Source organism: Actinoplanes xinjiangensis (genome assembly GCF_003148685.1).
In the GTDB taxonomy this organism is placed as follows: domain Bacteria; phylum Actinomycetota; class Actinomycetes; order Mycobacteriales; family Micromonosporaceae; genus Actinoplanes; species Actinoplanes xinjiangensis.
The window spans coordinates 17,108-41,587 of sequence record NZ_QGGR01000001.1; the positions used below are offsets into that span (position 1 = coordinate 17,108).

Genomic DNA, 24,480 nt, shown 5'->3' on the forward strand with positions numbered 1-24,480 from the left:
GCCACTCGCACGGGGCCGAGAAATGGCGGAGCCCGTCACCTTGTGGGTGGGGACTCCGCCATTCGACAGTGCGGCCGTTTTTCGCGCCCACCTGACGTCGACGATGACGTTAGGTCATCACCCCGGGAGGCCTTGAACTGGCCCCCACCTGGGGTGATCGCGCTCTCAACTGATCATCCTACGCCCGCAGCCGATCACCGGGAGTGAAGATAGATCAGAGCAATTCGGTACGGAGGTCGTGCGCCCCGTCCGGCCGGGTGGCCTCGTAGTAGAGCCGCTGACGGCCTTCCGGCAGCGCGACGACGCTGAGGTAACGCAGCCCGTACGGCTCGTGCGGGCTGCCGACCGGCTCGCGCTCCTCGGCGGTGAGCTTGCCGAACGTGCCGTCGGGCAGCCGCACGCCGTGGGCGACGCCGGTGCGCTCCTCCCAGTTCTCCCCGGCGGTGGCCCGTCCGTCGTAGGAGGCGACGATCCGGTCGGCGTCGACCACCACCGACGACACGCGCACACCGCGGGCGTCCCACTCGCCGGGCCGGCCGCTCAGTGCGGTCCGCACCCAGGTCCAGTGGACACCGTCCGGACTGGTGGCGTACTCGGTGGTCATCCGGTCGGCGTCGTCCCACGATTCGAGCGGGTGCACCGACGCCCACAGGTGCCAGCCGTGCTCGTCGTGGTGCAGGACCGGGTCCTTGACGCCGACGGTCTCGTCTCCGGCCAGCACGGTGCGGGGCTCGGCGTCGGCCAGCCCCTCCGCGGTGTCGGCTTCGAGCAGGTCGACCCGCCAGTGCTTGGTGCCGGGGGTGGCGGCGCTGACGTAGAGCCGCCACCGCCCCTCGGGGGTGCGGACCAGGGCGGGCCGTTCCAGCGACTCGGCGCCGAACCGGTCCTTGCCGATCTCGGCGACCACGGTGAACGTGATGCCGTCGTCCGAGCGGGCCACCACGTTGGCGATACCGCGTCCGGCGCCGATCGGCAGGCGCAGACGGTACGCCAGGTAGACGTACCCATCGGCGAGAACCGTGCTGGGAGCGCCGGACCAGGCGCCCGGCTCGGATCCGGGAGGCTCGATCACCACTGTGGCGTCGTCCCAGCCGGGCAATGGCAGAGCGGTGGTTCCGGTGGTCAACGCGGCTCCCCTGGGTAGTCGGGCGACGAACCCGTCAAGTTTGCATCATCTATCGGGATGGTGGGGTTTACGAGGTGCGGGCGTGTCGGTCCAGACTGAGCCAGTCGTCGTACCGCTCGCCGGTGACATCCTGCAACAGGGCGATGTCGTCGGCGAAGTAGGGCAGCAGCGCGGCCCGCTCCTCCGGCGTGGTGACCGGCCGGTTGCCCTCGGTGCGGTGCAGCAGGGTGAGCAGCGGGCCGCGGGCGGCCAGGCGCAGCGGCACCGGGAAGTGGTGGCCGACGGTGCCGCCGGCGCGCAGCAGGCCGCGCAGCACCCGGTTGATCCCGTTGTCCTCGACGTAGTGCCGGTTGACGTTCTCCTTCGGAATGGTGGTGAGGATGCCGGTGCGCACCCCCAGGAAGGAGCAGACCCGGTCCAGGGTCTGCGCCGGGTCGTCCTTGAGGTCGCGGTAGCGCAGCAGGAGCACCCGGTCACGGGAGAACCGCTGATAGAGGTGCTCGAGTTGCCGCCCGTACAGGCCCAGGCCGATGTAGTGCCAGAAGTCGGCCCAGTGCCGGGCCTTACGGGACTCCTCGGCGCGGCAGGCGGCGAGGAAGTCGGCCTCCTCCTCGAGCCCGGCCACCCACAGGTGGGTCCAGTTCGAGTGGGCGCGGTCGACCGGGTCACGGAGCAGGATGATCAGCTTCACGTCCGGGATGAGCGCCTTGATGCGGTCGTGGGACTTCAGGTCGTACAGGTAGAAGGGTGTGGCCTCGCCTTTGAGGGCACCTGCGGGCGCCGCCGCGAAGAGTTTCTCGTACGCGGGGCGCTGCCAGATGTGTTCCTGATAGGTCTGCACGTCGCCGGGGCCGCCGATGGTGGGCGGCGGCCCGTCGGAGAGGAAGAACTTCGGCTCCTTGACCGGCGACAGGTAGAGGTCGGGGTGGCCGGTCAGGGCCGCGTGCAGGGCGGTGGTCCCGGCCTTGGGCACACCGGCGATCAGGAAGTCAGGAAGAGACATGTGGGATCCCCTCGGCTCAAAAGTGAGCCTAAGCCTACAGATCCACTAGGATTTCGCAGCGGTTCGCCCACGTGGCGGACACCCGGATCGGCCATGATGCCCGTTCCCGGCCGCAAGTACCCCCAAAAACAGCGAACCGTCGGGTAACCGTCGAACCGGATCCGGCGACGCGGCCGATGACCACGTCAGCCGAACCGGCACCCGCCGGACGATCATCGGCCACCCGAACGGCCGAGGCCCGTCAATCGCCGCCACCACGGTGTCGCGGAGCGGAACCGCCGGCAGCCGCCACTGGGACAAAGGGCACATTCAGTGCCGGATCGGTAGTGCTCGTGCGCCCGGTGCGGGTGTCCACAGACGCAGAGTCCGGTTTCAGTCGCCATCACTCCACCAACGGCTCACAGCGACGCAGGCCACGCGCTTCCAACAAGATCGATGCTAGCCCACGGCGACGCTCACCGACTGCAACTACCCAGGCACGTAACCCGGACGAGGACGGGCACGCTGCGCGACTGTCACGTGCCGCCGGGTAGAACTCCACGCAGAACCGACTTGTCCGGATTTATGGAATTCCTCCAGTCTTCCCGACATTCGTCGCGGACGTTCCCCGCCGCCCCTCCACGCCCTCCGGCGTCCCTTACTGAGGGTTACTTCAAGAAGGAATCTTTACGGTGCGGCAGGTTTGAGTAACGCTCCCAGCAGCAACTTCCAGTGACCGTGGCGACTGGAGCCCCATCAAACTGTTGACGCTGCGTAATCCCTTGCTAGGTTGATCTCTCGAAGCGAGCGGCCGTGCATCCCCTCCCGGGAGGCCCGTCGCACTGGTCGTATTGCCGCCCCCGGAAGGGACCGACATGGAGTTCTCGCACGTGAACCCGAACACTGACAGTGACAGACTGCAATCACCGACCGTAAGCGTCGTGATTCCCACGCTGAATGAGGAGCGGAACCTGCCCCACGTGTTCGCGAAGCTCCCGTCGATGATCACCGAGGTGGTCGTGGTCGACGGCGGCTCCAAGGACCGCACCGTCGAGGTGGCGCGGCAGCTCCGGCCCGACGCCGTGATCGTGCAGCAGACCCGCACCGGCAAGGGCAACGCGCTGGCCTGCGGTTTCGCGGCCTGCACCGGCGACATCATCGTGATGATCGACGCGGACGGCTCGACCGACCCGGCCGAGATCCCGCTCTTCGTCGACAAGCTGATCCGCGGCGACCACTTCGTGAAGGGCTCCCGGTTCAGCCACGGCGGGCACAGCCACGACATCACCCGCTTGCGCAAGCTCGGCAACGACGGCCTCAACCTCGTGGTGAACATCCTGTTCCGGACGAACTTCACCGACCTCTGCTACGGCTACAACGCCTTCTGGCGCTCGGTGGTGCCGGCCCTGGACCTGCCGGACGTGCAGCTGCCCCGCCCGGCCGGCGGCCAGAAGCTGTGGGGCGACGGCTTCGAGATCGAGACGATGATCAACATCCGGGCGGTCGCCGAGAAGCTGAAGGTCGGCGAGGTCGGCAGCACCGAACACGAGCGGATCTTCGGGCAGAGCAACCTCAACACCTTCCGGGACGGCTTCCGGGTGCTGCGGACCATCCTCAGCGAGTACGGCCGGATGCACCGCCGTCGCCGGGGCGGTCTGCGCCCCTTCGTGGACAGCCTGCGCCTGACCACCCCGCAGCCGCGTGTCCGCCCGACCGGGCCCGCCCCGTCCGCGGTCCGGCACGCCACCGACCCCCGCCGCGACGCCGCATCGCTCAACCGGGCCGCCCGGTCACGAGTCCCGCTCGACGACTGAACGAACGCGACGAGCCACAGGAGTCCTCCCCCCGTGAACCCCCTGAACCACACCCCCCTCGCCACGACCATCGTCATCCCGACCTACTCCGAGGTGCGCTGGGAGTACCTGAACCGGGTGCTCGACTCGGCCCGGTCCCAGACCCACGCGCCGGCCGAGATCGTCGTGGTCGTCGACTACAACCCGGCGATGTTCGAGCGGATCCAGCGTGAGTTGCCCGGCATCACGGTGCTGAAGAACGCGTATGCCCAGGGTGTCTCCGGCAACCGGAACACCGGTGCCTTCCACGCCCGGACGCCGCTCATCGCGTTCCTGGACGACGACATCATCGCCGACGAGAACTGGCTGGCCCGCCAGATCGAACCGTTCACCGACCCGTCCGTGGTCGGTACCGGCGGCGCGATCCGGCCCGCCTGGGAGGGTCCGGCCCCGCGCTGGATGCCGGCCGAGTTCCTGTGGGCGGTCGGTGGGTCGTACGCCGGAATGCCGACGCGGACCTCGCCGATCCGCAACGTCTGGTCGGCCAACATGATCGTCCGCAAGGACGCCTTCGAACGGGCCGGCGGGTTCCGGGTGGGCTTCGGCAAACTCGGATCCCGCAACCGGCCCGAGGACACCGACCTGTGCCTGCGGATGAGCCAGGTCAGCGGGGGCCGCTGGATGTACGTGCCGGGCGCGGTCATCCAGCACGAGGTGCCGGCCGAGCGGGCGAGCTTCCGGTTCTTCGTGCGCCGCTGCTACGCCGAGGGGCGCGGCAAGGTGCAGATGGCCGGCCTGCACGAGAACGACGCACTCGGCGCCGAGAAGAACTACCTGTGGTCGCTGCCCCGGGCCATGTTCCGGCACCTGGCCGCCGGCCTCACCGGCCGCGGCTCCGACCACTTCCTGCGCGCCGGCGGTGTGGTCGCCGGTGTCGCCGCCGCCGGGTTCGGTGGCGTCGTGGAAACCGTCAGCTCCCGGCGGCCCGGCCGCCGTATCCCGGTGGAGGCCACCCCGTGACCGCGACGTTCCCGGCCGCTCCGCGGCTCGACGACACCGGTGTCCTGCCGGCCGTCGTCCTCGACCTGGAGATCTCCGAGCCCCTGCCCGCGGTCGCCGCGACCGTGCCCGACGGCCGCCGGGTCCAGCAGGCCTGGGCCCTGGTCCGGCTCTTCACCGAACCGCTCGGCACGCTGATGATCGACGTGCCGGAGCAGGGACTCACCCCGGGCGCGCTGGCAACGGCGATCGACGCCGCGCTCGGCGACGTGCTGCGGCCACGGCTCGACGGGGCCCCGGTGCCGTCGACCGGGTTCGTCCCGGCCGGTGAGCCGACCTTCCTGGCGAGCCGCCGGGCGGCGCTCGCCGCGGCACCCGACATCACCGTGGTGGTCTGCACCCGGGAACGGCCCGGTGCACTGGCCCGCTGCCTGGACAGCCTGCTCGGCCAGCTCTACAAGCCGGCCCGGATCCTGGTCGTCGACAACGCCCCGGCCACCGAGGCGACCGCCGAGGTGGTCCGGTCCGCGGCCCGCCGGGGCCCGGTGGAATACCTGCGGGAACCGAAGGCGGGTCTCTCGTTCGCCCGCAACACGGCCGAGACCGCCACCCGCGGCGAGATCGTCGCGTGGATCGACGACGACGAACTGGCCGACCGGTACTGGCTGGCCGAGGTGGCCCGCGCGCTCGTCGACAACCCGGACGCCGACGTGGTGTCCGGCGTGATCGTCCCGGCCGAGCTGGAGACCCGAGCGCAGGTCTGGTTCGAGCAGTTCGGCGGGCACAGCAAGGGCCGCGGGTTCCGGCCGGCCACGTTCGGCCCGCACACCGCGCACCTGCAGAGCCCGCTCTACCCGCTGCCGCCGTTCGGCACCGGCGCGAACATGACGTTCCGGCCGGGCGTGATCGAGCGGATCGGTGGCTGGGACAACGCGCTGGGCGCCGGCACCCCGGCCATGGGCTCGGAGGACACCCTCGCGTTCACCCAGGTGCTGCTGGCCGGCGGGACGATCGTCTACCAGCCGACCGCGGTGACCCACCACTACCACCGGCGCGACTTCGAGGGTCTGCACAAGCAGATGGTCGGGTACGGCACCGGACTGACCGCGGCCTACACCGGTCTGCTGCTGGGACGCCCGGGACTGCTGTGGCCACTGATCCGGCTGGCCCCGACGGCCCTGCGTGATCTCACCGGTGCGGACAGCCTGCGGGTGTCGACTCTGCAGGACGATTTCCCACGTGAGCTGCTCACGGCCAACCGGCGGGGGATGATGGCCGGACCGGGTGCGTACCTGCGAGGACGCCGCGCGGCCCGGGCGAAGCTGCGCGCTGCCCGCTGACCGAAACCCGATCTGTGGAGGGTCTTTTTCATGGGGGACCAGCCGACGCCCGACGAGGACGGGGCGCCGGAGGAGACGACCGCGGAACCGCAACCGGACGCCACGGTCGTCATCCAGGCGGTTGAACCGGTCGAGGAGACCGGCCCGGCCGAGGCGGAGAGCCCGGCCGACGACGAGACGGGCCTTCAGGCCGACGACACCGTCGTCGTGAAGGACGACACCGTCATCGTGAAGGACGACACCGTCATCGTGAAGGACGACACCGTCATCGTGAAGGACGACACCGTCGTCGTGCAGGACGACACCGTCATCGTGAAGGACGACACCGTCGTTCTGAAGGACGCCGTCGCCGTGCCGGACGACACCGTCGTCCTGAAGCCCGTCACCGGTAGGGACAAGGATGACGACACGGTCATCATCCGCCTGCCCAGTGCACCGAAGACCGGCGGCACGAGAGCCCGGACGGCCGGGGTCAGCGCCCTGACCACCGTGCGCAGGCAGGCCGGCGAGGAGACCGTCGTCCTCACGCTGCCGCCTGCCGCGCAGCAGCGGGAGGAGCCGGCGCCGGCGCCGCGCGACGTCTACTCGCTGGGCTGGGCACCGTGGGTGCTGGCGGTGTCCAGTCTCGGGGTGGTGCTGGTCGCCCTGGCCTACGCCGGCGGCCGGCACGAGGCCGGTTGGGCGATGGCCGCCTACTGGACCGGCCAGATCCTCGTGTTCTCCCCCGTGGTGTTCCGGCTGCTGAGCCGGCTGGCCGGGGTGGCCGAGTCGTTCGTGCTGGTGATGGGGCTGGCCGCGAACCAGTACATGCTCAAGTGGATGTACAGCCCGGACCAGTTCCGGTTCCCCGACGAGTTGCAGCACTGGCTCGCCACCACGCTGATCACCGAGTCCGGCGAGCTGTTCCGGCCGAACAACGCGCTGCCACCGGCCGTGCACTTCCCCGGCCTGGCCGAGATGGGCGCCGGGGTGTCGCTGTTCACCGGGCTGCCGGTGACCGCGGCCGGCACGATCGTGGCCGGCATCGCGCACCTGATGTTCGTGGGCCTGCTGTTCGCCGCGGTCCTGCGGGCCGGCAACTCCCCCGCCATGGCCGGGGTCGCCTGCGTGACCTACGCGACGGCCATGCACTACCTGTTCTTCAATTCGATGTTCCTGTACGCGACCGCCGCCCTGCCCTACTTCATGCTCACCGTCTGGGCGCAACGCCGCTGGCGTACCGGCGGCGGCCCGACGTTCCTGGCCCTCGCGGTGGCGGGGATCGCGATGACCACGGTCAGCCACCACGTCACGGCGTTCGCGCTGGTCGCGACGCTGCTGCTGCTCGCCGTCACGGAGCTGGCCCTGGAGCGGCCCCGGCCGTGGGCGGCGCTGATCCCGCCGGCCGTCGCCCTGGCCGTGGTGTGCGGCTGGATCGGGTTCGTGGCACGCGACGTCATCGCGTACCTGCGGGCCCCGGTGCAACGGCTGGCCGCCTCGCTGAACCAGCTGTTCGGCGGCGCCCCGGCCGAGCAGGTCGGTGTCGCCACGCCGGTGCCGCTGGCGCAGCTCGCCGTGCAGGGCCTGGGTCTGCTGGGCCTGCTCGTGCTGTTCCTGGCGGTGGCCCGCGACATGATCGTGCGTAAGGACCGGGACACCTGGCGGTGGGCGGCGCTGGTCGGCGGGGCGGTGTTCTTCGCCGGCAACGGGGCCCGGTTCCTGGGTGCCGGCGGGCCGGAGATCGCCGGCCGGCTGTCGACGTTCACCTACGTCCCGATGTCGATCATCGCGGCGATCGCGATCGTGCACGCCGTACGGATCATCCCGGACAAGGACCAGGACGGGCGCCGCTGGCGTTCGGTACCACCGCCGGGTATCGCGGTCACCACCGGCCGGCGGCTGACCAACCAGGTGTACATCGGCACGACACTGCTCACGCTGCTCATGGTGGGTGCCCGGACCGGTGGCTGGCCGCCGGTGTCGGCGCTGCTGCCGGGCCCGTACCTGCCGGCCGCGTACGAGCGGTCGGTGGACGTCTACGGGGTGGACTCCGCCCGCTGGCAGGCGGAGAACCTGCCACCGCACACCCGGGTCGGCGGCGACATCACCGCGGTGGCGCTGTCTTCGACGTACGGCCGGACCGACCCGGTCCGGGAGGTCGGCCCCCTGTTCTGGGCGTCGTGGTGGACCTCGGCCGAGGAGGAGCTGGCCCGGCGACTGGCGGTCGACTACCTGGTCGTCGACCGGCGACTGGGCGACCGGGTGCCGGAGGGCAACGCGTACTTCCAGGACGACCCGATGGCCGGGCGGATCACCGAGCCGCTCGGCGGGACACAGCTGGGCAAGTTCGACCTGATGCCGCAGATGTCCCGGGTCTACGACAACGGCGTGGTGCGGATCTACCGTCGGGAGACGTCATGAAGCCGGTACGTGCCGGGGTGCTGGCCGGCCTGACGGTCGCGGCGTCGGTCGCCGTCGAGTTCGGCCCGCTGCCGGTCTCGCTGCCGGGTGGGCTGCTGCTCGCGTTCGTGCTGCCCGGGTTCGCGCTCAACGAGGCGATCTTCCGGCCGGCGCGGCGCGACATCGGGGTGGTCGAGCGGACGGTACTGGTGCCGTCGCTGAGCCTGGCGGTACTGGTGCTCGGCGGCCTGGTCCTGTGGACCACCGGTGGGCACCTGAACCGGACCAGCTGGATGCTCGTGTGCGCGGTGACCACCCTGGTCGCGACGGGTGCCGCCTACTACCGGACGCTGCGGGCGGCACCGGCGCCGGCCGGGGAGAAGAGTCCGCCGGTCCCCCGGAACACGCAGGATCGGCTGATCCGCGACGTGCTGCCGCTGACCCTGGCCGTGCTGCTGGTCGCCGGGGCGGGCGTGTGGTCGTACGCCGATTCGGTGCACACCTACGACGTACCGGTGAGCACCCTGTCGGCACAGCCGCCCGGGCCGGTGGACGCCGACGGCAACCGGGCGGTCCGGATGTCGGCGACCGGGCTCGGCGCGGGCGAGTGGACGATGGTGCTCAGCGACGCGGCCGGGGTGGAGGTGGACCGGCGGGAGGTGGCACCGGACGGTGCCGGCGGCTGGTCCGGCGAGGTCACCGTGCCGGGGGATCAACGGGTGACGGTGAACCTGTTCCGCGGTGACGAGGCCGCCGCGTTCCGTACGCTGATCATCTCCGCAGTCCCGTAGCACCGCAGACCGGGAGTCGCTCGCATGCCGTCTCGCCGCTGGCCGGCCGCGGCCGTGATCGCGCTGCTGGCCACCGCCTGCACCCCGGCCGCCGACGAGCCCGCACCGGTGCCGTCGGGGCCGGCGGGCACCACGCCGGCGGGCACGGCCTCCGCGACCACGACGACGGCGAGCACGGCGGCGGACCCCCGGTCGGCGCGCGCCCGGATCGCGCTGCCGCGGGAGGCCGGCGCCTGGCCCGGCCCGAACGGGCTGTCCGGCGTGAACGGTTTCCCGCTGCTGGACACCGCGGCGGTGACCGATTTCTGCACCGACCGCGGCCGCCCGTGCGGGATGGCGCAGACCTACACCGACCGGACCGACTACGCCTCGATGACCCGGAATTCGGCCTGGGTGTTCGAGTCGTTCGCCGGCTTCGACGGTGTCCTGGTGATCTCGCAGGCGCTGGTGCCGGACAAGGGTGAAGCCCTGATGGCGAAGTGTGCGGCCGGCGACTACGACCAGCACTGGCGGGACTTCGGCACCCTGATGGTCCGGCACGGCCGGGGCGACTCGGTGGTCCGCCTGGGCTGGGAGATGAACGAGTCGTCGATGGCCTGGCGCGGCCTGGACACGGCGGCGTACATCGGCTGCTACCGCCGCGCCGCGACGGCGCTCCGGTCGGCGAACCCCCAGGTAGTACTGGACTGGACGATCAACGCGCACAACACGCCGGCCGATCTGTGCGGCGGCCTGAGCACCAACTGCTACCCGGGTGACGAATACGTCGACGTGATCGGCATCGACAACTACGACCACCACCCGTGGTCGCCGACCGAGGCCGATTTCGATCGCACGGCGGCGGCGCCGGAGGGCCTGGACTGGCTGTTCGCGTTCGCCCGCGCGCACGGCAAGCCGTTCTCGGTCGGCGAGTGGGGAGTGATGCCGACCGGGGACGCCGGGAAGGACAACCCGGACTTCGTCCGGTGGATGCACGCCTGGTTCGCCGACCACGCCCCGTACCTGGCGTACGAGGCGTGGTTCCAGCGATGTGACGGCACCGTCTCGCAGTCGGCGATCCTGCGGCCGGACGATCCGGACTGTCTGCCCAACACCGGATCGTCCGACGTGTACCGGGAGTTGTTCAGCCGCTGAACCGCTCGTTGCCGGCCATCTCCCGGTAGGCGGCGGCCGCGTCCGGCACCGAGTCCAGGCGCCAGTGCTCGGGATAGCTGGGGTGGGTGTCGGTGTCGAACCAGACCACCCCGCCGATCGCCGGCCGCTGCTCCACATAGGCGGTGAGCTGCCGGATCCAGTCGGCCTTGGTGGTGCCGCCGTAGTCCTTCGACCCCACCTCGGTGATCATGATCGGCCGGCGCGCGGCGTACTTGTGGTAGATCGGGTCGAACAGCGTCTCGGGCGTCTCCCTGTGCAGGTTGTAGCCGGAGATCCCGACCCAGTCGACGAAGTCGTCGCCCGGGTAGTAGGCGTCGATCCGGTTCCAGTCCTTCCTGGGGCTGGAGTTCCAGTTCGGGCTCCACACCCACGACACGTTCTCGGCACCCTCGTCGTCGAAGATCTTCCGCAGATACCGGAAGCACTTGACGTACCCCTCGGTGTCCTGGTCGTTCTTGGCCCCACCCCACCGGTACCAGTCGCCGTTCATCTCCCAGCCCCAACGCAGCAGCGCGGGCTGATCGAGGTCGCGGAGCCGGCGGGCGGCCGCGGCGATCAGGTCGTCGGCGTCGCCGTCGAGGATCTCGCCGTACTTCGGGCCGCGCCAGGACACCATCGGGACCGACTTCTTCGGCTTGCCCTCGATCCGGTCGGGCAGCGGGTCCTCCCAGGCGTAGAAGACGTGGGTGATCCGCTGGTCGCGGCCGATCTGCCCACGCCGCAGCTTCACCGCCTCCGGGTAGGTCATGCCGTCCAGCCCGAGGTAGGAGCCGAGCATCGCCTTCCCGGCGGTGAACGGCACCGTCCCGCCGAGCTTCGCCGGATCCGCGCCGGTGAACGGTGCGGGTGTCGGCGCCGGGGCGGACGGGGTGGACGTGGGGGTGCCGCTGACCGCGAGCGGCGTCTCCCGGGAGGCCGCCTTCCACATGCCGAAGACGCCGGCCGAGGAGGCGGCACCGAGCCCGGCCAGGCCGAGCAGTCCCCGCCGGGTGACACCGTTGTCGGGATGCGGGCGCCGGTGACCGCCGCTCACGTGAGCTCCCGGCCGGCCTTGCGGGCCAGCCTGCGGACCATCCGCCAGCCCGGCTGGGCGCACTGCCGTAGCCGGGCGGCCGGCGTCGCCGCGGACTGCGAGACGAGCGCGACCAGGTCGGCGCCGGTGTGATCGGGGGTGGGCTGGAACCGGGGCACCGCGAACCGCCGCTCCGACGGGGTGTGCGGGCGCCGGCCGACCTCGGTGGCGTTGTCGTGGCCGGAGCGCTCGACGACCCGGCGCACCAGGGCGCTGTTGTAGCCGTGCGGGTAGGCGAACGACCGCACCCGCCGTTGCAGACGCTGTTCGAGCTGGTCGCGGCTGCTCACCACCTCGTCGCGCAGCTGGGCCGGGGACAGCACGTCGAGCGGGTGGTGGATCAGGCTGTGGTTGCCGATCTCGATCCCGGCGGCGGCGACCTCGTCCAATTCGGCCCAGGTCAGCATCGGGCCGAAGTCCGGCGCGTACCGCCCCAGCCACCCCGCGTGACCGCCGAGGTGGCCGACGGAGGCGTAGAGGGTGGCTCCGGCACCCGCTTTCTGCAGCGCGGGAACACCTTCGGTGAGGAAGTCGCGGTAGCCGTCGTCGAAGGTGACCGCCACCGTGCGCGCGGTGTCCCCGGCGGCCGCCAGGTCGAGTGCCTCGGTCAGCCCGACCAGGCGGTAGCCGGCGTCGCTCAAGGCGTTGAGCTGCTCGGTCAGCCGGTGCGGTGGCACCGCGAGGTCACGCAGCGGGCCGCCGACCGTGGAGACCGAGTGGTACATCAGCGCGGGCAGCGTGGTCACCGCGTCCTCCCCCATGATCTTGTCTTTCCGGTCGCCAAAGTTACCCGCTGTGATCGCTCTCGCGGGTCCTCCTTTCGACTGGACCTCTGGCCTTTTCACACTACAGCGAGTAACGTCCGGGACCTTCCACATCCCCGGCCAGCGCAAACGGCGTCACACGATTATTACTCAAAGTGATATGTGAACCGAAGGCCAACCGGAGACGTATCGGAGGGCAACACCGAAACCGCTCTAAACCCCGGGAGCGCGCACCATGTTCCGCCTCATTCAGTTGCACACCGACAGCGGCGTTCCACGCATCGGCGTGGACCCCGACGGCTACGCCAGCGCCCGTGCCGCGCTGGCCCATTACCGCACCGCCCCGGCGACCTATTTCGCGGTCGGCCGCTTCGACCACGAGGGCACCCTCACCGAGGTGATACTCGACCCGATCTGCGGCCTCGACGGCGCGTGCCAGCGCCCGGCATCGGTGATCCACGCCCAGACGTACGAGCGGCTCTGCGAGCGGTGCGCCTCCGGCCTCGACGTACTCACCGTCCCCCAGCTGGCGCGGCGCCTCGGCATCGCCTGCCGGCTCGCCCCGAGCGTCGCCCGCTTCCGGCAGACCGCACTCGGCGGACTGCGCGCCCCCTCCGGCAACCGCATCGCCCGCGAGTTCCCCGACCACGTCCACGACCCGGCGTGGCGCCAGGAGCTGTGCATCAGCCTCACCCAGAGCCCCACCGCCCTGAACGGCCTGCTCATCGGGGTCGGCGCACTCAGCCACCGCCAGGTCCTCGACCTCTTCCCGGCCCTGTGCGCGCTCGGCGACGAACTGCCCGACGCCATCCACGAGGACCTCGCCCGGGCCACCGCGCGGCCGCTCTCTCCCGCGGGTGTCGCCGGCCTCCGGCTCGGCCTGAGAAACAAACCCTGATCTCGTACGGCCTACGCAGAGTCCCGTCGCTACCGCGCGACGCAGGCGGTCCCTCCGCCCACCAGCGCGCCTTTCGGGCGGAGGCGCCGGGTCACCGGCTGGCCGTCACCGCTGCCTCAACGCCCCCGAGACAGCAGCCAGAACCAGCCGGTCTTTGTCGGCTGGGCGTCACCGCTGTCTCAACGCGCTCGAGACAGCGGTGGGAGCCAGCCGGGGTTCAGAGGCGGATTCGCAGGACCGCTCCGCTGTCCTTGCAGGTGCTGCAGGTGGAGACGTAGGCGTGGCCGCCGCGGATCGCCAGGCCGCCCGGTGAGTTCAGGCCGGCCGCGGTGATCAGCCGGCGGTTGCCCGCGGCGTCGATGCTGGTCAGGCCGCTGCTCTCCAGGACGTAGAGGCGGTTGCCGGGCCCCCAGGCGAGGTCGGCGACATCGGTGAATCCGGTGGCCCAGACCCGCGGGGCGCGACCCGGTTCCACCCGCCAGATCCGGGCCGGCCGTGGGCGTACCGAAGCGTGCCCGAACGTCTCACCGACGAACCAGGCGCCGTCCGGGCCCACCGTCACCGAACCCGGCGCCGCCGGTGCCGGGAAGGTGGCGATCGTCTGGATCCGGCCGCGCGGCGCGATCCGCAGCAGTGCCCGCTCGCGGGCGTCCACGATCACCGTGTCCACCACGGCGACCGGCGCCGGAACGGTGGCCAGCAGGTTCGCGCCCCGGTAGAGGCCGGGCACGGACGTCGCCGTGTGGAGCGGCTCGCCGTCCGCGCCGATCGTCACGTCGGACGGGCCGCTGGCACCGGTTCCGGCGGGTGACGCCTCCGACGGCAGGCCCGAGACCACCCGCCACTGACGGCCGAACTCGATCACCGTGATCGCCCCGGACCGGCCGGAACACCACCAGCCGCGGTCCGTGCCGGCGCGGCATGCGGCTCCGCCCCGGCCGGCCTCGGCGACGTAGAGCTCGCCGCGCGCACCGAAGGCGAGACCTCGCGGACTGTCCAGGCCGCGGGCGACGATCTCGACCGGCGCCCGCCCCGGCAGCGGGACCACCGGGTCGGCCTGACCGGCGATCAGCAGCCCGAAGACAGCAAAATATGAACGGATTGTGAGCAACTAGAACCCCCGTGTAGTCGACTCTCCTCGCACAGGTTCTTTTGCCGCCTTGCGGGTGCATATCGCCCGAACGGCCGGAGGCAGCCCGGAGTCGGAGATCCGACCCCCGTTCCGGTGCCCGGTACGGTCGGCGCATGACGTTCGCCGAACTGGTGTCCCGGGCCCGGGGCCTGGCCGAGAACGGGCGGCGGGCCGTTCTCGGCATCGCCGGTCCTCCCGCGGCCGGCAAGACCACCCTGGCGTCCACGCTGGTCGGTGCCCTGTCCGCGGACCCGCCGCCGGGGCTCGGGCCGGACTGGGCGGTGCACGTACCGATGGACGGTTTCCACCTGGCCGACGTCGAGCTGGAGCGGCTCGGGCTGCGCGACCGCAAGGGCGCACCGGACACCTTCGACGCCTGGGGTTATGCGGCCCTGCTGCGGCGGCTCGTCGAGGACCGCGACGAGATGATCTACGCACCCGGGTTCGAGCGGATCATCGAGCAGCCGATCGCCGGGAGCATCCCGGTGCCCCGCAGCGCCCGGCTGATCGTGACCGAGGGCAATTACCTGTTGCTCGACGAGCCCCGCTGGACGCCGGTGCGGGAGCTGCTGACCGAGGTCTGGTATTGCGACATGGCGACCGACGAGCGGCTGCGGCGGCTGATCGAGCGGCACGTGCGGTTCGGCAAGACATGGGACGCCGCGGTCGCGTGGGCCACCGGGACCGACGAGCGCAACGCCCGGCTGATCACCCCGACCCGGGACCGCGCCGACGTGATTGTCGACTCCCTTTCCCTCAGCTGAGAACCGGCTCAGCATTTCGCCGCGCCCGAGTGGCATGCTTGCCGTCATGTCGGTGGGTGAGGCGGTCGAGACCGAGCCGCGCAGGCGCGGGCCCCGGTTCGCGCGTTTCGGTCTGGTTCTGGTCGCGGTGCTGTCGCTGCTGTTCGGCGTGCCGTGGGCGACGCTCGTGTGGTCCGGCAACGACTGGCCGCTGCCGGTCTTCGTCGCCGGGACGCTGCTGTTCGCCGGCGTGGCGGCCGGTTTCCCATATCTGATGTTCCGCGGGCACGGCGGCCACCGGGACCGCGAGTCCCGGATCGCCGACACCCTGCTCGGCGTGGTCTGGGTGCTGTTCACCTGGTCGCTGATCGGTCAGCTGGCCGGCGTGCTGCTGCTCGCCGCCGGTGTCGGCGACCCGATCCGCTCCCGCCTGGTGTCGGCCGGTGTCGTGGTGATCTCCGCGGGTCTGCTGATCTGGGGTTACACCGAGGCGATGCGGGTCTCCCGGGTGCGGCGCGTCGACGTGACCATCCCCCGGCTCGGTCCCGGCCTCGACGGGCTCAAGGTCGTGCTGATCACCGACACCCACTACGGGCCGATCGACCGCTCGCGCTGGTCCCGGGGCGTCACCGAGGTGGTCAACTCGCTGGACGCCGACATCGTGGCGCACACCGGTGACATCGCCGACGGTCTGGTCGAGCAGCGCCGGGAGATGGCCGCCCCGCTCGCCGACATCCGCGCCCGGTTCGCGCGGGTCTACGTGACCGGCAACCACGAGTACCACAGCGGGGCCCAGGGCTGGGTCGAGCACATGGAGCACCTCGGCTGGGAGACCCTGCACAACCGGCACGTGGTGGTCACCCGGGGTGGCGACTCGCTGGTGGTGGCGGGGGTCGACGACCGGACCGCCGGGGGTTCCGGCCTGCCAGGTCACCGTACCGACCATGAGGCCGCCCTGGCCGGCACCGACCCGGATCTGCCCGTCCTGCTGCTGGCCCATCAGCCCCAGCAGATCAAGGACGCCGTCGCCCACGGCATCGATCTGCAGCTGTCCGGCCACACCCACGGCGGGCAGATGTGGCCGTTCCACTACCTGGTCCTCACCGACCAGCCGAGCCTTCAGGGCCTGTCCCGGCACTCCGAGCGGACCCAGCTCTACACCAGCCGGGGCACCGGTTTCTGGGGCCCGCCGTTCCGGATCTTCGCCCCCAGCGAGATCACCCTCCTGACGCTGCGTTCGGCGGGCTGACCTCTTTCGCACAGCGGTCAGGTTCTGACCGCAATGGGCGACAGCATGAGGTCATGACAGCAACGTGGAAGATCGAGCTGATCCCGGTCCCGGTCACCGACGTCGACCGGGCCAAGGCGTTCTACGAGCGGGTCGGCTTCATCGCCGACCATGACCACCGGGTGCAGGAGGGTCTGCGGTTCGTGCAGCTCACCCCGCCCGGCTCGGCGTGCTCGATCGCGATCGGCGACGGCATCACCGAGAAGACGCCGGGCACGCAGGAGATCCAGGTCGTGGTGCCGGACGCGGACGCCGCCCGGGATCACCTGCTGGCCGCCGGTGTCGAGACCGGGCCGGTCGACGAGCAGCCGTGGGGCCGGTTCGTCCACTTCCGGGACCCGGACGGCAACAGCTGGGCACTCCAGGCGATCCACTACCGGCCGCAAGGATGACCGTGTCCCCGTTGATCTACGTTGTCCTCCGGGACGACACAACGGGGGGTATTCGTGACGCGACAGCATGTCGCCCGGGAGATCGCGACGACGGTCCTGGGCCGTGACCCGGGCCCGATGACGCCCGCCGACAGCCTGTCGCATCAGGTGCACGTCGGCGCGGACGTCGTCGTGAAGATCATCGAGGTGGGGCGCCATCCGCGTCTGGAACGGGAGATCGCGCTGGCCCCCCACCTGCCGGCCGGGGTCACCGCGCCACTGCTCGACAGTGGTGTCCATCCGGTCGACGGTGGCGAGGTGCGGTTCGCCTGCTACGCCCGGATGCCCGGGGCCGCGCCTGGCATGGGTCTTCCGCGGGCCGGCGCGGCGACCGCGCGGGAGCTGGCCGAGCAGGCGGTACGGCGTCTTCAGATCCTGCACGGGTGGACGCCGCCGGAGGACGCCGGCCGGGTGCTGCGGGAGCGACTGGACCACGGCGGGTTCACCGGCCGTACCGCCCTGCTCGCCGAGATCGACGGTCTCGCCGCCGCCGACCGCGGCACCGTCGTGCCGCCCGCGCTGATCGACGGTCTCACCGCGCTGGCCGCGGACGCGCCGGAGCACACCGGCGGGTCCGTCCCGGTGCACGCGGACTGTCACTGGGGCAACTGGCTGGCGGACGGTGGCCGGGTCACCGCGCTGCTGGATTTCGAGTGGGCACGGTACGGCGAGCCGATGGACGACTGGTTCTTCGTGATCGCGGACAGCGGGCACCACCTGCCGATCGCCCTGGACGTGGTCGCCGGCGCGACGGCGACGCCGCCGGACGTGCTGCGTGCCGCATGTGAGATCCGGGAGGCGAACTATCTGGCCGCCGATCTGCGCCTGGCGCTCACCGATCCGGCGGCCCACGGCGCTCTGCTGGCTCCCCGGCTCGACCGGCTGCACCAGGTGATCACGCAACGGACCTGGTGGAAGTCCTTTCTCGACTGATCGCGCCGGGCTATATGTCGGGAATAAACCTGTTGAGCCGTGCTCTACAGGCCGAGCAGGATGGGTGCACCGCCTTCCCCTTCGCGCCCTGAGGATTCTTCATGCGTCTGCTTCGCGACCTGTGGGCCACGAGCCGAAGTCGCACCACGCTCGTCGCGTTCCTGATAGTCATCGGCGCGTCCGGTTCGGCGGGGTCCTTAGCCCTGGCCGGCCCGGTCCTGGTCAATCGCTCGTCCTCGCTGTTCATCCTGCTGGCCGTCGGGCTGGTCGCCTCGGTGATCAGCGACGTGGTGGTCGGCCTGGTGGTGGCGAAACTGACCGCCGACTGGGCGGCCCGCACCCGCCGCGACCTGAACCGGGTGGCCTTCGGCCAGGACATCCCGACCCTGGAGAACACGCCGGTCGGCGAACTGCTCGACCGCATCGACTCCGACGTCTACCAGGTGGGCGCCGAGCTGCGCGGCAGCGGTGTGCGCCTGGCCCAGTCCCTGGCGGTGGCCTCGCTGTCGGTGGTGACCACCTTCTTCGTGTGGTGGCCGGCCGCCCTCGCGATGATCGCGGTGGCGTCGCTGCTGTTCGTGGTCATGAACAAGCCGGTCCAGCGGATCGGCCCGGTCCGCATCGCCGAGGAGGAGGCCTGGTCGGACCTGGCCGCGGTGATGGAGGAGGCCATCCACGGGCAGGACGACGTACGCACGAGCCTGGCCGCGCCGTACGTCCGGCGTCTCTACGCCCTGCGCTCGGCGGAGGTCCTGCGCCGGGGCCGCCGGGTGTGGCGGATGTCGGCGAAGGTCACCATGACCGCCGGCGGCATCAGCCGTGCCCTGATCGCGGCACTGGTGCTCACCGGCGCCTGGGCGCTGACCGCCGGCCACATCGACGCGGCCCGGCTGACCGCGGTGTGGCTGCTCGCGCTCGGTTTCGGCGGCACCTTGGAGCACCTGACCCGGATGGTGCCGGAGATGCAGAACGCGCTCGGCGCCTGGGGCCGGGTACGGCTGCTCGCCGAGGTGCCGCAGGAGCCGGTCGACGGGGTGGAGCCGGTCGACGGCGACCTGGTGGTGCGCGACCTGACCTTCCGCTACGGCGAGTCGGACAGCGGTCGCCCGGCGGCCCTGCGCGGCGTCAACGTGACCTTCGCGCGGGGCCGGTCGTACGCCCTGATCGGCCGCACCGGCTCCGGTAAGTCCACTCTCGCGAAGATCCTGACCCGGGCGGTGGACGTGCCGCGCGGCACCGTCTTCCTCGGCGGCATCGACATCAACGACATCGGTGTCGAAGCGCTGCGCCGGCGCACCGCGATCGTGCCGCAGCGCACCGAGATCCTGAGCGGCACGCTGGCCGAGAACATCGCGCTGTTCGACCGTGACCTGCAACCGCGGGCCGGGCAGGCGCTGGACGAGCTGGGCCTGACCGCCTGGGTCGCCGGCCTGCCGGACGGCCTGGAGACGAAACTCGGCGAGGGCGGGTACAAGCTGTCCGCCGGGCAGGAGCAGTTGGTGGCGTTCGCCCGGATCCTGGTCCGGGACCCGCAGGTGGTGATCCTCGACGAGGCGACCGCCCGGATGGACCCGGTCACCGAGTCGTGGGTGCAGCGCGCCACCGACCGGCTCCTGGAGGGCCGGATCGGCGTGATCGTGGCGCACCGGCTGTCGTCGGTGCAGCGCTGCGACGAGGTCGTCGTGCTGGCCGACGGCGAGGTCCTGGAGCAGGGACCGCTGCGCGAGTCCCGCCGGTTCGCCGAGCTGATGGCGAGCAGCAACCTGACGGTTCCGGCGGCGGCGGCGCCCGGCGGCGGGGTCCTGCTGGCCGAACGGGACTGGGACGCCGGCATGCGTGACGAGCTGGGCCCGGACGCGCTGACGAACCCGCTGCCCACGGTGGAACCGCCGGAACTGCCGGAGGCGCCGCGGGCCCGTACGATGCGCGAGATCCTGCGACTGGCCATGAACGACAAGCGGTACGGTCTGGCCGCCTGCGGATTCTTCCTGTTCCTGGTACTGCTCGGCTTCGACGGCGCGATCCTGCCGCTGCTGTGGGTGAACCTGGTCGACGGCCTGGGTGATCCGATGCTGCCGGCGCTCGGTATCGCGGTCGGCCTGCTGGCGCTGATCCCGTCGCTCTACTACACCGGGGCCTGGTTCCCGGAGTGGTGGGTACGGCAGATGCTGCGGATCAGCCTGCGCCTGCTGCACGGGCAGATCGGCCCGCGCCGGGTCAGCAAACACACCCCGGCCGAGGTGGTCGCGCAGGGTGGTGACACCGAACGCGTGGTGCAGCTCGCCGACAACCTGATCGACAACACGGTGGCGATCTTCGCGCTGGTGTCGATGACGCTGTTCTCCCAGTCGATCGTGCCGGGCCTGTTCTTCGCCGGGACGATGGTGCTGTCCGGGCTGGCGGCGACCCTGTTCGGGCCGCGGCTCGAGCGGGCGGCCCGCCGGACCGTGGCGGCGCGGGCGGGGTTCGCGACGTCGCTGGTGTCGTCGCTGTCGGCGGCGCGCACGGTCAAGCTGGCCGGCGCGACCGGCCCGGTGCTGGCGCATCTGGCCGACCTCGACGCGACCCGCAGCGAGTTGCAGCGGCGGGAGATCGCGATCCAGGTGTGGGCGCGGTCCACGCCGTCGATCGCGAGCGGCCTGCTGCCGATCGCGGCGTGGGCGCTCTACCTGGGCGGTCACCTGTCGGCGGCGGCGACCCTGATCGCGGTGTCGGTGCTCGGCGCGGCCCGCTGGTTCGCGTGGACGACCGCGTCGCTGGTGTCGCACTTCCCCTCGGCGAAGGTGTGGACCCGCCGGACCGCCGCGATGACCGGCACGTCGGAGTACTCGTCGGACATCCCGGGCGTCGACATCTCGGCCGGCACGGCGCCGGCGCCGCCGGTCGCGCCGCGCAAACCGCTGCGCACCCTGGAACTGTCCGGCTTCAGCGCGGTGCACGAGAACGGCGCCGTGGGGGTACGCGACGTCGACCTCACCGTCGAGCGCGGCGAACTGGTGCTCGTGCTGGGCCCGGTCGGATCCGGTAAGTCGTCGCTGCTGCGGGCCCTGGCCGGGATCGTGCACCACACCGGCGAGCTGCGGTGGAACGGCGACCCGGTCGACGAGCCGGAGGTGTTCCTGCGGCCGAACCAGGTCGGCTACGTGGCCCAGCTGCCGCGGGTGCTGTCCGGAACGGTGGCCGACAACATCCAGCTCGGACACGAGGTGGACGCCGCCGGCGCGGTGTCGGTGGCGCAGCTGGAACACGACCTGGCCGCCGCCGGCGGTGGCCTGCAACTGCTGATCGGGCACAAGGGCACCCGGCTCTCCGGTGGCCAGTTGCAGCGGCTGGCCCTGGCCCGGGCCCTCGCGCCGCGGACCGAACTGCTGATCGCCGACGACGTCTCGTCCGCCCTGGACGTGACGACGGAGCTGGATCTGTGGCGGGCCCTGCGCGCCCACGGGGTGACCGTGGTCGGCTCGACCTCGAAACGGGCCGCCCTGGCCCAGGCCGACCGGGTGGTCGTGCTGATCGGCGGCCGCGCCGAGGACCAGGGCACCTGGGCGGAACTGGCCGACCGGTGGGGCCACCTGGCCGGCTGAGCCCGCGTGGTGACCTGTGGCGCGGTCCGCGCCACAGGTCACCACGCTAGGTTTGCCGGTGTGCACGCGTTCGTTCTACTCAAGCCGGATTGCCTGCGGCGAGGTCTCGGCGGTGAGGTCGAGCAGGCGGCCGGTGCGGCCGGGCTGACCGTCGACGGGCGGCAGGCGATCACCCTGTCCCCCGCCGACGTCCGGTATCTCTGGTCGGAGTACACCGATGCCGGGCACAGCCTGACGCTCGGCTTCCTGGACCGTTACCTGACCACCGGGCCGTCGGAGATTCTGCTGGTCAGCGGGCCGGACGCGTTCGATGCCGCCCGCCGCGTCAAACGGGAGATCCGTTCCCGGTACGCGGACGGCCCGTTCGCCAACGTGGTGCACGCCGCCGAACGCCCCGGGGAGTTGGCCCGTCAGCGCGACCACCTGCTCGGCCTGCCGAACGCCGATCCGCCGGTGAGCCCGCCGCGCCCGCCGGGCCTGGACTTCCGCGACCTCGTCGACGTGCCCGCCCTGGTCGGCGAGGTGTGGCCGCGGATCCAGGGGGTGCCCGCCGACCCCGGCCCGCACCGCCTCGACGGCGGGACCGGCGGGACTGTGGTCCTCGGCCCGGACCGCGACCACACCCTCGACTCGACGGTCACCGCACTGTGGCGTGCCCTTCCCGGTGTCGATCCGTCCCGGGCGGTGCTACTGGCCCTGCACGTCGGCTGGTCGGGCGGCACACCGGTCGCGGCCGGCAGCCGAGCCGCCCTGCGCCGCTGCCTGCGGACACTGCGTGACGAGGGGATCCGGCACTGCCACCAGAACGGCCGATAGCCCTACCTGAGCAGTCGCTTGGCCAGCCACTCCACCGCCAGCGGATACCGCCAGTCGATGCCACCGTGCTTCGCCGGGAACAGTTCGAACGCGATCTTCTCCGCCGGCACGCCGATCCGCAGCAGCCCCGCCCGGAACGCCTCCGCCCCCAGATCCAGGAACCACTCGTCCCGGGTGCCCGCGTCGATCCACACCGCCCGCAGCGACCGCAGTTCGTCGGCGTACCGGTCGATCATCCGGATCGGGTCCCAGTGCAGCCACCGCTGCCACACCTCCGGCAGCAGCTCGCCGGTACGCGGGTCGAACGGCAGCCGCGGCGTGCCGTCCGGGTCGGCGGAGAACGCGGCCGTGCACCCCAGGACCAGGACGAGGAGCATGTCCTCCTCCTTGGTGAACGCGACCCGCGACCGGAAGTCCTTCCAGTACGCCTGGATGTCGTGGTCGTAGTCGCGCAGCGCCCGCGCGGCCTTCGCGAACTCGTTGAGATAGCAGTACTCGTAGAGCGCGTCGCCGGCGTGCGTGGCCAGCGCCCCGAACAGGTCCGGCCGCAGCATCGGCGTGATCATCGCCCCGAACCCGCCGGACGATTTACCGGTGATGGCCCGCGACTCGCGGTCGGCGATGGTGCGGTAGTTGGCGTCCACGTACGGCACCACCTCGTCACAGAGGTAGGTGTGGTAGTTGCCGGTGCCCGGGGAGTCGACGAACTGGGAGCCGCCGTACGCCGTCCACGCGTCCACGTAGACGAGGATGCAGCCGGGCGCCCTGCCCTCGGCGAACACCTGGTCGGCGGTCTCGACGAACGGCTGCCGGAACGGGGTCCGGTTGGCCCACATGGTGACCTGGCCGGAGTAGCCCTGGATCACGTAGATGGTGGGGTAACGGTCGTCGCCGTCCGCCTCGTAGCCGGGCGGCGTGTACACCCACAGCGGCCGCTCGTGCGGGTCGCCGAGAACGTTGCCGCGGAGCGCCTGCGAATCGATCGTGTCGTGATGCAGGGTTCCGGCGAGCTCACTGGTCCATATCGACATGCCCCCGAGTCAACTATCTTTTTCCGATGACCGCACCCAGGTTGGCTTGGCTCGACGGGCTCCGCGCCGTCGCCGTCCTCCTCGTGGTCTATGCACATCTGACCCGGTTCGTCTTCACCGATCTGCGGGCCGTCACCAGTGAGTGGCTGCACGCGGGAACCGCCGGCGTGATGCTGTTCTTCCTGGTCAGCGGCTATATCATTCCGGCCTCGCTGGAGCGGCACGGTGATCTGCGGGCGTTCTGGCGCAGCCGGGCCCGGCGGTTGTTCCCGCTCTATCTCGCGGTCATCGCGGTCCTCGTCGTCGCCCACCCACCATCGGATCCGCTGGCCTCGGCGGTGGGTCACGCCACGATGCTGCCGTTCCTGGCCGGTGTGCCGCTGATCACTGCGGTGTTCTGGACGCTCTCCTTCGAGATGGCCTTCTACCTTCTCGTGACGACCCTCTTCACGGTACGGGCCACCCGATCCGTTCTCCCGCCGGTCGTCTTCGCGATCGCCGGTGCGGCCACCACCCCGCTGGTGCCATTGCGGCTCGGTGCGGTGCCGGTGGTGGCCGCGGTGGTGTTGGCGGCCGGCCTGGCCGGGGTGGTGTCCGGGCGGCGCTGGGCGGAGGTCACCGGGGGCCTGCTGCTCGGCGGCCTCGCCGTGACCCTGCTGCTGTTCAACATGGATCCGGCACACGCCCACGACGGCCTGCTGATCGTCGCCGTGATGTTCACCGGCACCGTCGTCCATCGCGCCGACCACGGCCGGACATCCTGGTGGCGGGCCGGCGCGGTGATCACCGTGGTGGCCGTGGCCCTGCTCGTCGTCTGGATCGGCGAACTGGCCGACCTGGACGCCCTGACCCCGCGTTACATCACCCGGTCGGTACTCACCCTGCTGGTCTTCGGCGGCTCCTTCGCCGCCGGGATGCTGCTGCGCCACCGCCGCACCCCGCCCTGGCTGGCCCGGATCGGGGTGATCAGCTATTCGATCTACCTGATCCACTACGCGCTGATCGAGCTGGGCCGCCCGCTGCTCACCGCCGACGTCCCCGACCCCCTGATCGCGGCCGGCTACCTCACGGCGGTGTTCGGCCTCTCGTGGCTGACGCACCGCTGGATCGAGGTCCCCGGCCAGCGACTGGGTCTCTCCCGCACCCGGGCCCACCCCCATCTGGAGCCGAGCCGACGCTGAGCCCGAACCACATTGTCCGGGTTCCCGGACTCGCCCCCGCCG

General features: G+C 71.3%; 20 protein-coding genes. 14 read left to right on the forward strand and 6 right to left on the reverse strand.

Annotation, left to right across the window (positions count from 1 at the left end):
* Positions 1 to 214: 214 nt before the first annotated feature.
* Together BC793_RS00065 and BC793_RS00070 are read right to left on the reverse strand one after the other, a co-directional pair.
* On the reverse strand, positions 215 to 1,126 hold the full coding sequence (locus tag BC793_RS00065) for a glycoside hydrolase family protein (protein ID WP_109588460.1): 912 nt from the start codon (positions 1,124 to 1,126) through the stop codon (positions 215 to 217).
* Between the two features lie 67 nt (positions 1,127 to 1,193).
* Positions 1,194 to 2,129, reverse strand: coding sequence for a sulfotransferase family protein (locus tag BC793_RS00070; RefSeq protein ID WP_109588461.1), 936 nt, complete (start codon positions 2,127 to 2,129; stop codon positions 1,194 to 1,196).
* Positions 2,130 to 2,983: 854 nt separating this feature from the next.
* On the opposite strand from BC793_RS00070, the gene BC793_RS00075 reads away from it, so the two are divergent.
* The 6 genes from BC793_RS00075 to BC793_RS00100 are packed head-to-tail and all read left to right on the forward strand — an operon-like array spanning position 2,984 to position 10,544.
* Positions 2,984 to 3,922 carry a glycosyltransferase family 2 protein gene (locus tag BC793_RS00075; RefSeq protein WP_109588462.1) on the forward strand — a complete coding sequence of 313 codons (939 nt, stop codon included), beginning with the start codon at positions 2,984 to 2,986 and terminating at the stop codon, positions 3,920 to 3,922.
* Between the two features lie 33 nt (positions 3,923 to 3,955).
* Entirely contained in the window at positions 3,956 to 4,921 is a 966-nt protein-coding gene (locus tag BC793_RS00080; RefSeq protein ID WP_109588463.1) for a glycosyltransferase family 2 protein, read from the forward strand.
* Complete coding sequence (locus BC793_RS00085) at positions 4,918 to 6,240, forward strand: glycosyltransferase family 2 protein (RefSeq protein WP_170167180.1); 1,323 nt, start codon at positions 4,918 to 4,920, stop codon at positions 6,238 to 6,240. The genes BC793_RS00080 and BC793_RS00085 overlap by 4 nt, the downstream gene beginning before the upstream one ends.
* Positions 6,241 to 6,270: 30 nt before the next feature.
* On the forward strand, positions 6,271 to 8,640 hold the full coding sequence (locus BC793_RS00090; protein ID WP_109588464.1) for a ribonuclease E domain-containing protein: 2,370 nt from the start codon (positions 6,271 to 6,273) through the stop codon (positions 8,638 to 8,640).
* Complete coding sequence (locus BC793_RS00095) at positions 8,637 to 9,410, forward strand: DUF1616 domain-containing protein (protein WP_109588465.1); 774 nt, start codon at positions 8,637 to 8,639, stop codon at positions 9,408 to 9,410. Before BC793_RS00090 ends, BC793_RS00095 begins: the two co-directional genes overlap by 4 nt.
* 24 nt (positions 9,411 to 9,434) lie before the next feature.
* Positions 9,435 to 10,544 carry a glycoside hydrolase family 26 protein gene (locus tag BC793_RS00100; RefSeq protein WP_109588466.1) on the forward strand — a complete coding sequence of 370 codons (1,110 nt, stop codon included), beginning with the start codon at positions 9,435 to 9,437 and terminating at the stop codon, positions 10,542 to 10,544.
* On the opposite strand, the gene BC793_RS00105 is transcribed toward BC793_RS00100, so the two are convergent.
* Both BC793_RS00105 and BC793_RS00110 read right to left on the reverse strand, forming a co-directional pair.
* Complete coding sequence (locus tag BC793_RS00105; protein WP_109588467.1) at positions 10,534 to 11,598, reverse strand: glycoside hydrolase family 26 protein; 1,065 nt, start codon at positions 11,596 to 11,598, stop codon at positions 10,534 to 10,536. The two genes, BC793_RS00100 and BC793_RS00105, sit on opposite strands and share 11 nt — an antisense overlap.
* Positions 11,595 to 12,398, reverse strand: a complete 804-nt coding sequence (locus tag BC793_RS00110) for a polysaccharide deacetylase family protein (RefSeq protein WP_158319164.1) — start codon at positions 12,396 to 12,398, stop codon at positions 11,595 to 11,597. Before BC793_RS00110 ends, BC793_RS00105 begins: the two co-directional genes overlap by 4 nt.
* A gap of 238 nt (positions 12,399 to 12,636) precedes the next feature.
* Here BC793_RS00110 and BC793_RS00115 point away from each other — a divergent pair, with 238 nt between their 5' ends.
* Positions 12,637 to 13,299 (forward strand): hypothetical protein, encoded by a 663-nt coding sequence (locus BC793_RS00115; protein ID WP_109588469.1) that lies wholly within the window; start codon positions 12,637 to 12,639, stop codon positions 13,297 to 13,299.
* A gap of 217 nt (positions 13,300 to 13,516) precedes the next feature.
* On the opposite strand, the gene BC793_RS00120 is transcribed toward BC793_RS00115, so the two are convergent.
* The gene (locus tag BC793_RS00120) at positions 13,517 to 14,410 is read right to left on the reverse strand and encodes a ScyD/ScyE family protein (protein WP_109588470.1); all 894 of its coding nucleotides are present in this window, start codon (positions 14,408 to 14,410) and stop codon (positions 13,517 to 13,519) included.
* A gap of 134 nt (positions 14,411 to 14,544) precedes the next feature.
* On the opposite strand from BC793_RS00120, the gene BC793_RS00125 reads away from it, so the two are divergent.
* The 6 genes from BC793_RS00125 to BC793_RS00150 all read left to right on the forward strand — a co-directional run bounded on the left by BC793_RS00125 (position 14,545) and on the right by BC793_RS00150 (position 22,226).
* Entirely contained in the window at positions 14,545 to 15,195 is a 651-nt protein-coding gene (locus BC793_RS00125) for a nucleoside/nucleotide kinase family protein (protein ID WP_109588471.1), read from the forward strand.
* Between the two features lie 46 nt (positions 15,196 to 15,241).
* Entirely contained in the window at positions 15,242 to 16,423 is a 1,182-nt protein-coding gene (locus tag BC793_RS00130) for a metallophosphoesterase (protein WP_170167181.1), read from the forward strand.
* 53 nt (positions 16,424 to 16,476) lie between these two features.
* A complete protein-coding gene (locus BC793_RS00135; protein ID WP_109588473.1) occupies positions 16,477 to 16,854 on the forward strand; it encodes a VOC family protein in 378 nt (125 codons plus the stop codon).
* A gap of 54 nt (positions 16,855 to 16,908) precedes the next feature.
* The gene (locus BC793_RS00140; RefSeq protein ID WP_109588474.1) at positions 16,909 to 17,826 is read left to right on the forward strand and encodes a phosphotransferase family protein; all 918 of its coding nucleotides are present in this window, start codon (positions 16,909 to 16,911) and stop codon (positions 17,824 to 17,826) included.
* 101 nt (positions 17,827 to 17,927) lie between these two features.
* On the forward strand, positions 17,928 to 21,410 hold the full coding sequence (locus BC793_RS00145) for an ABC transporter ATP-binding protein/permease (protein ID WP_109588475.1): 3,483 nt from the start codon (positions 17,928 to 17,930) through the stop codon (positions 21,408 to 21,410).
* A gap of 60 nt (positions 21,411 to 21,470) precedes the next feature.
* Positions 21,471 to 22,226 carry a nucleoside-diphosphate kinase gene (locus BC793_RS00150; RefSeq protein WP_158319165.1) on the forward strand — a complete coding sequence of 252 codons (756 nt, stop codon included), beginning with the start codon at positions 21,471 to 21,473 and terminating at the stop codon, positions 22,224 to 22,226.
* A gap of 2 nt (positions 22,227 to 22,228) precedes the next feature.
* Here the strand turns inward: BC793_RS00150 and BC793_RS00155 are convergent, their stop codons facing one another.
* Positions 22,229 to 23,257, reverse strand: coding sequence for an alpha/beta hydrolase (locus tag BC793_RS00155; protein WP_109588477.1), 1,029 nt, complete (start codon positions 23,255 to 23,257; stop codon positions 22,229 to 22,231).
* 26 nt (positions 23,258 to 23,283) lie between these two features.
* Here BC793_RS00155 and BC793_RS00160 point away from each other — a divergent pair, with 26 nt between their 5' ends.
* Positions 23,284 to 24,438 (forward strand): acyltransferase family protein, encoded by a 1,155-nt coding sequence (locus BC793_RS00160; protein ID WP_109588478.1) that lies wholly within the window; start codon positions 23,284 to 23,286, stop codon positions 24,436 to 24,438.
* Positions 24,439 to 24,480 lie beyond the last annotated feature (42 nt).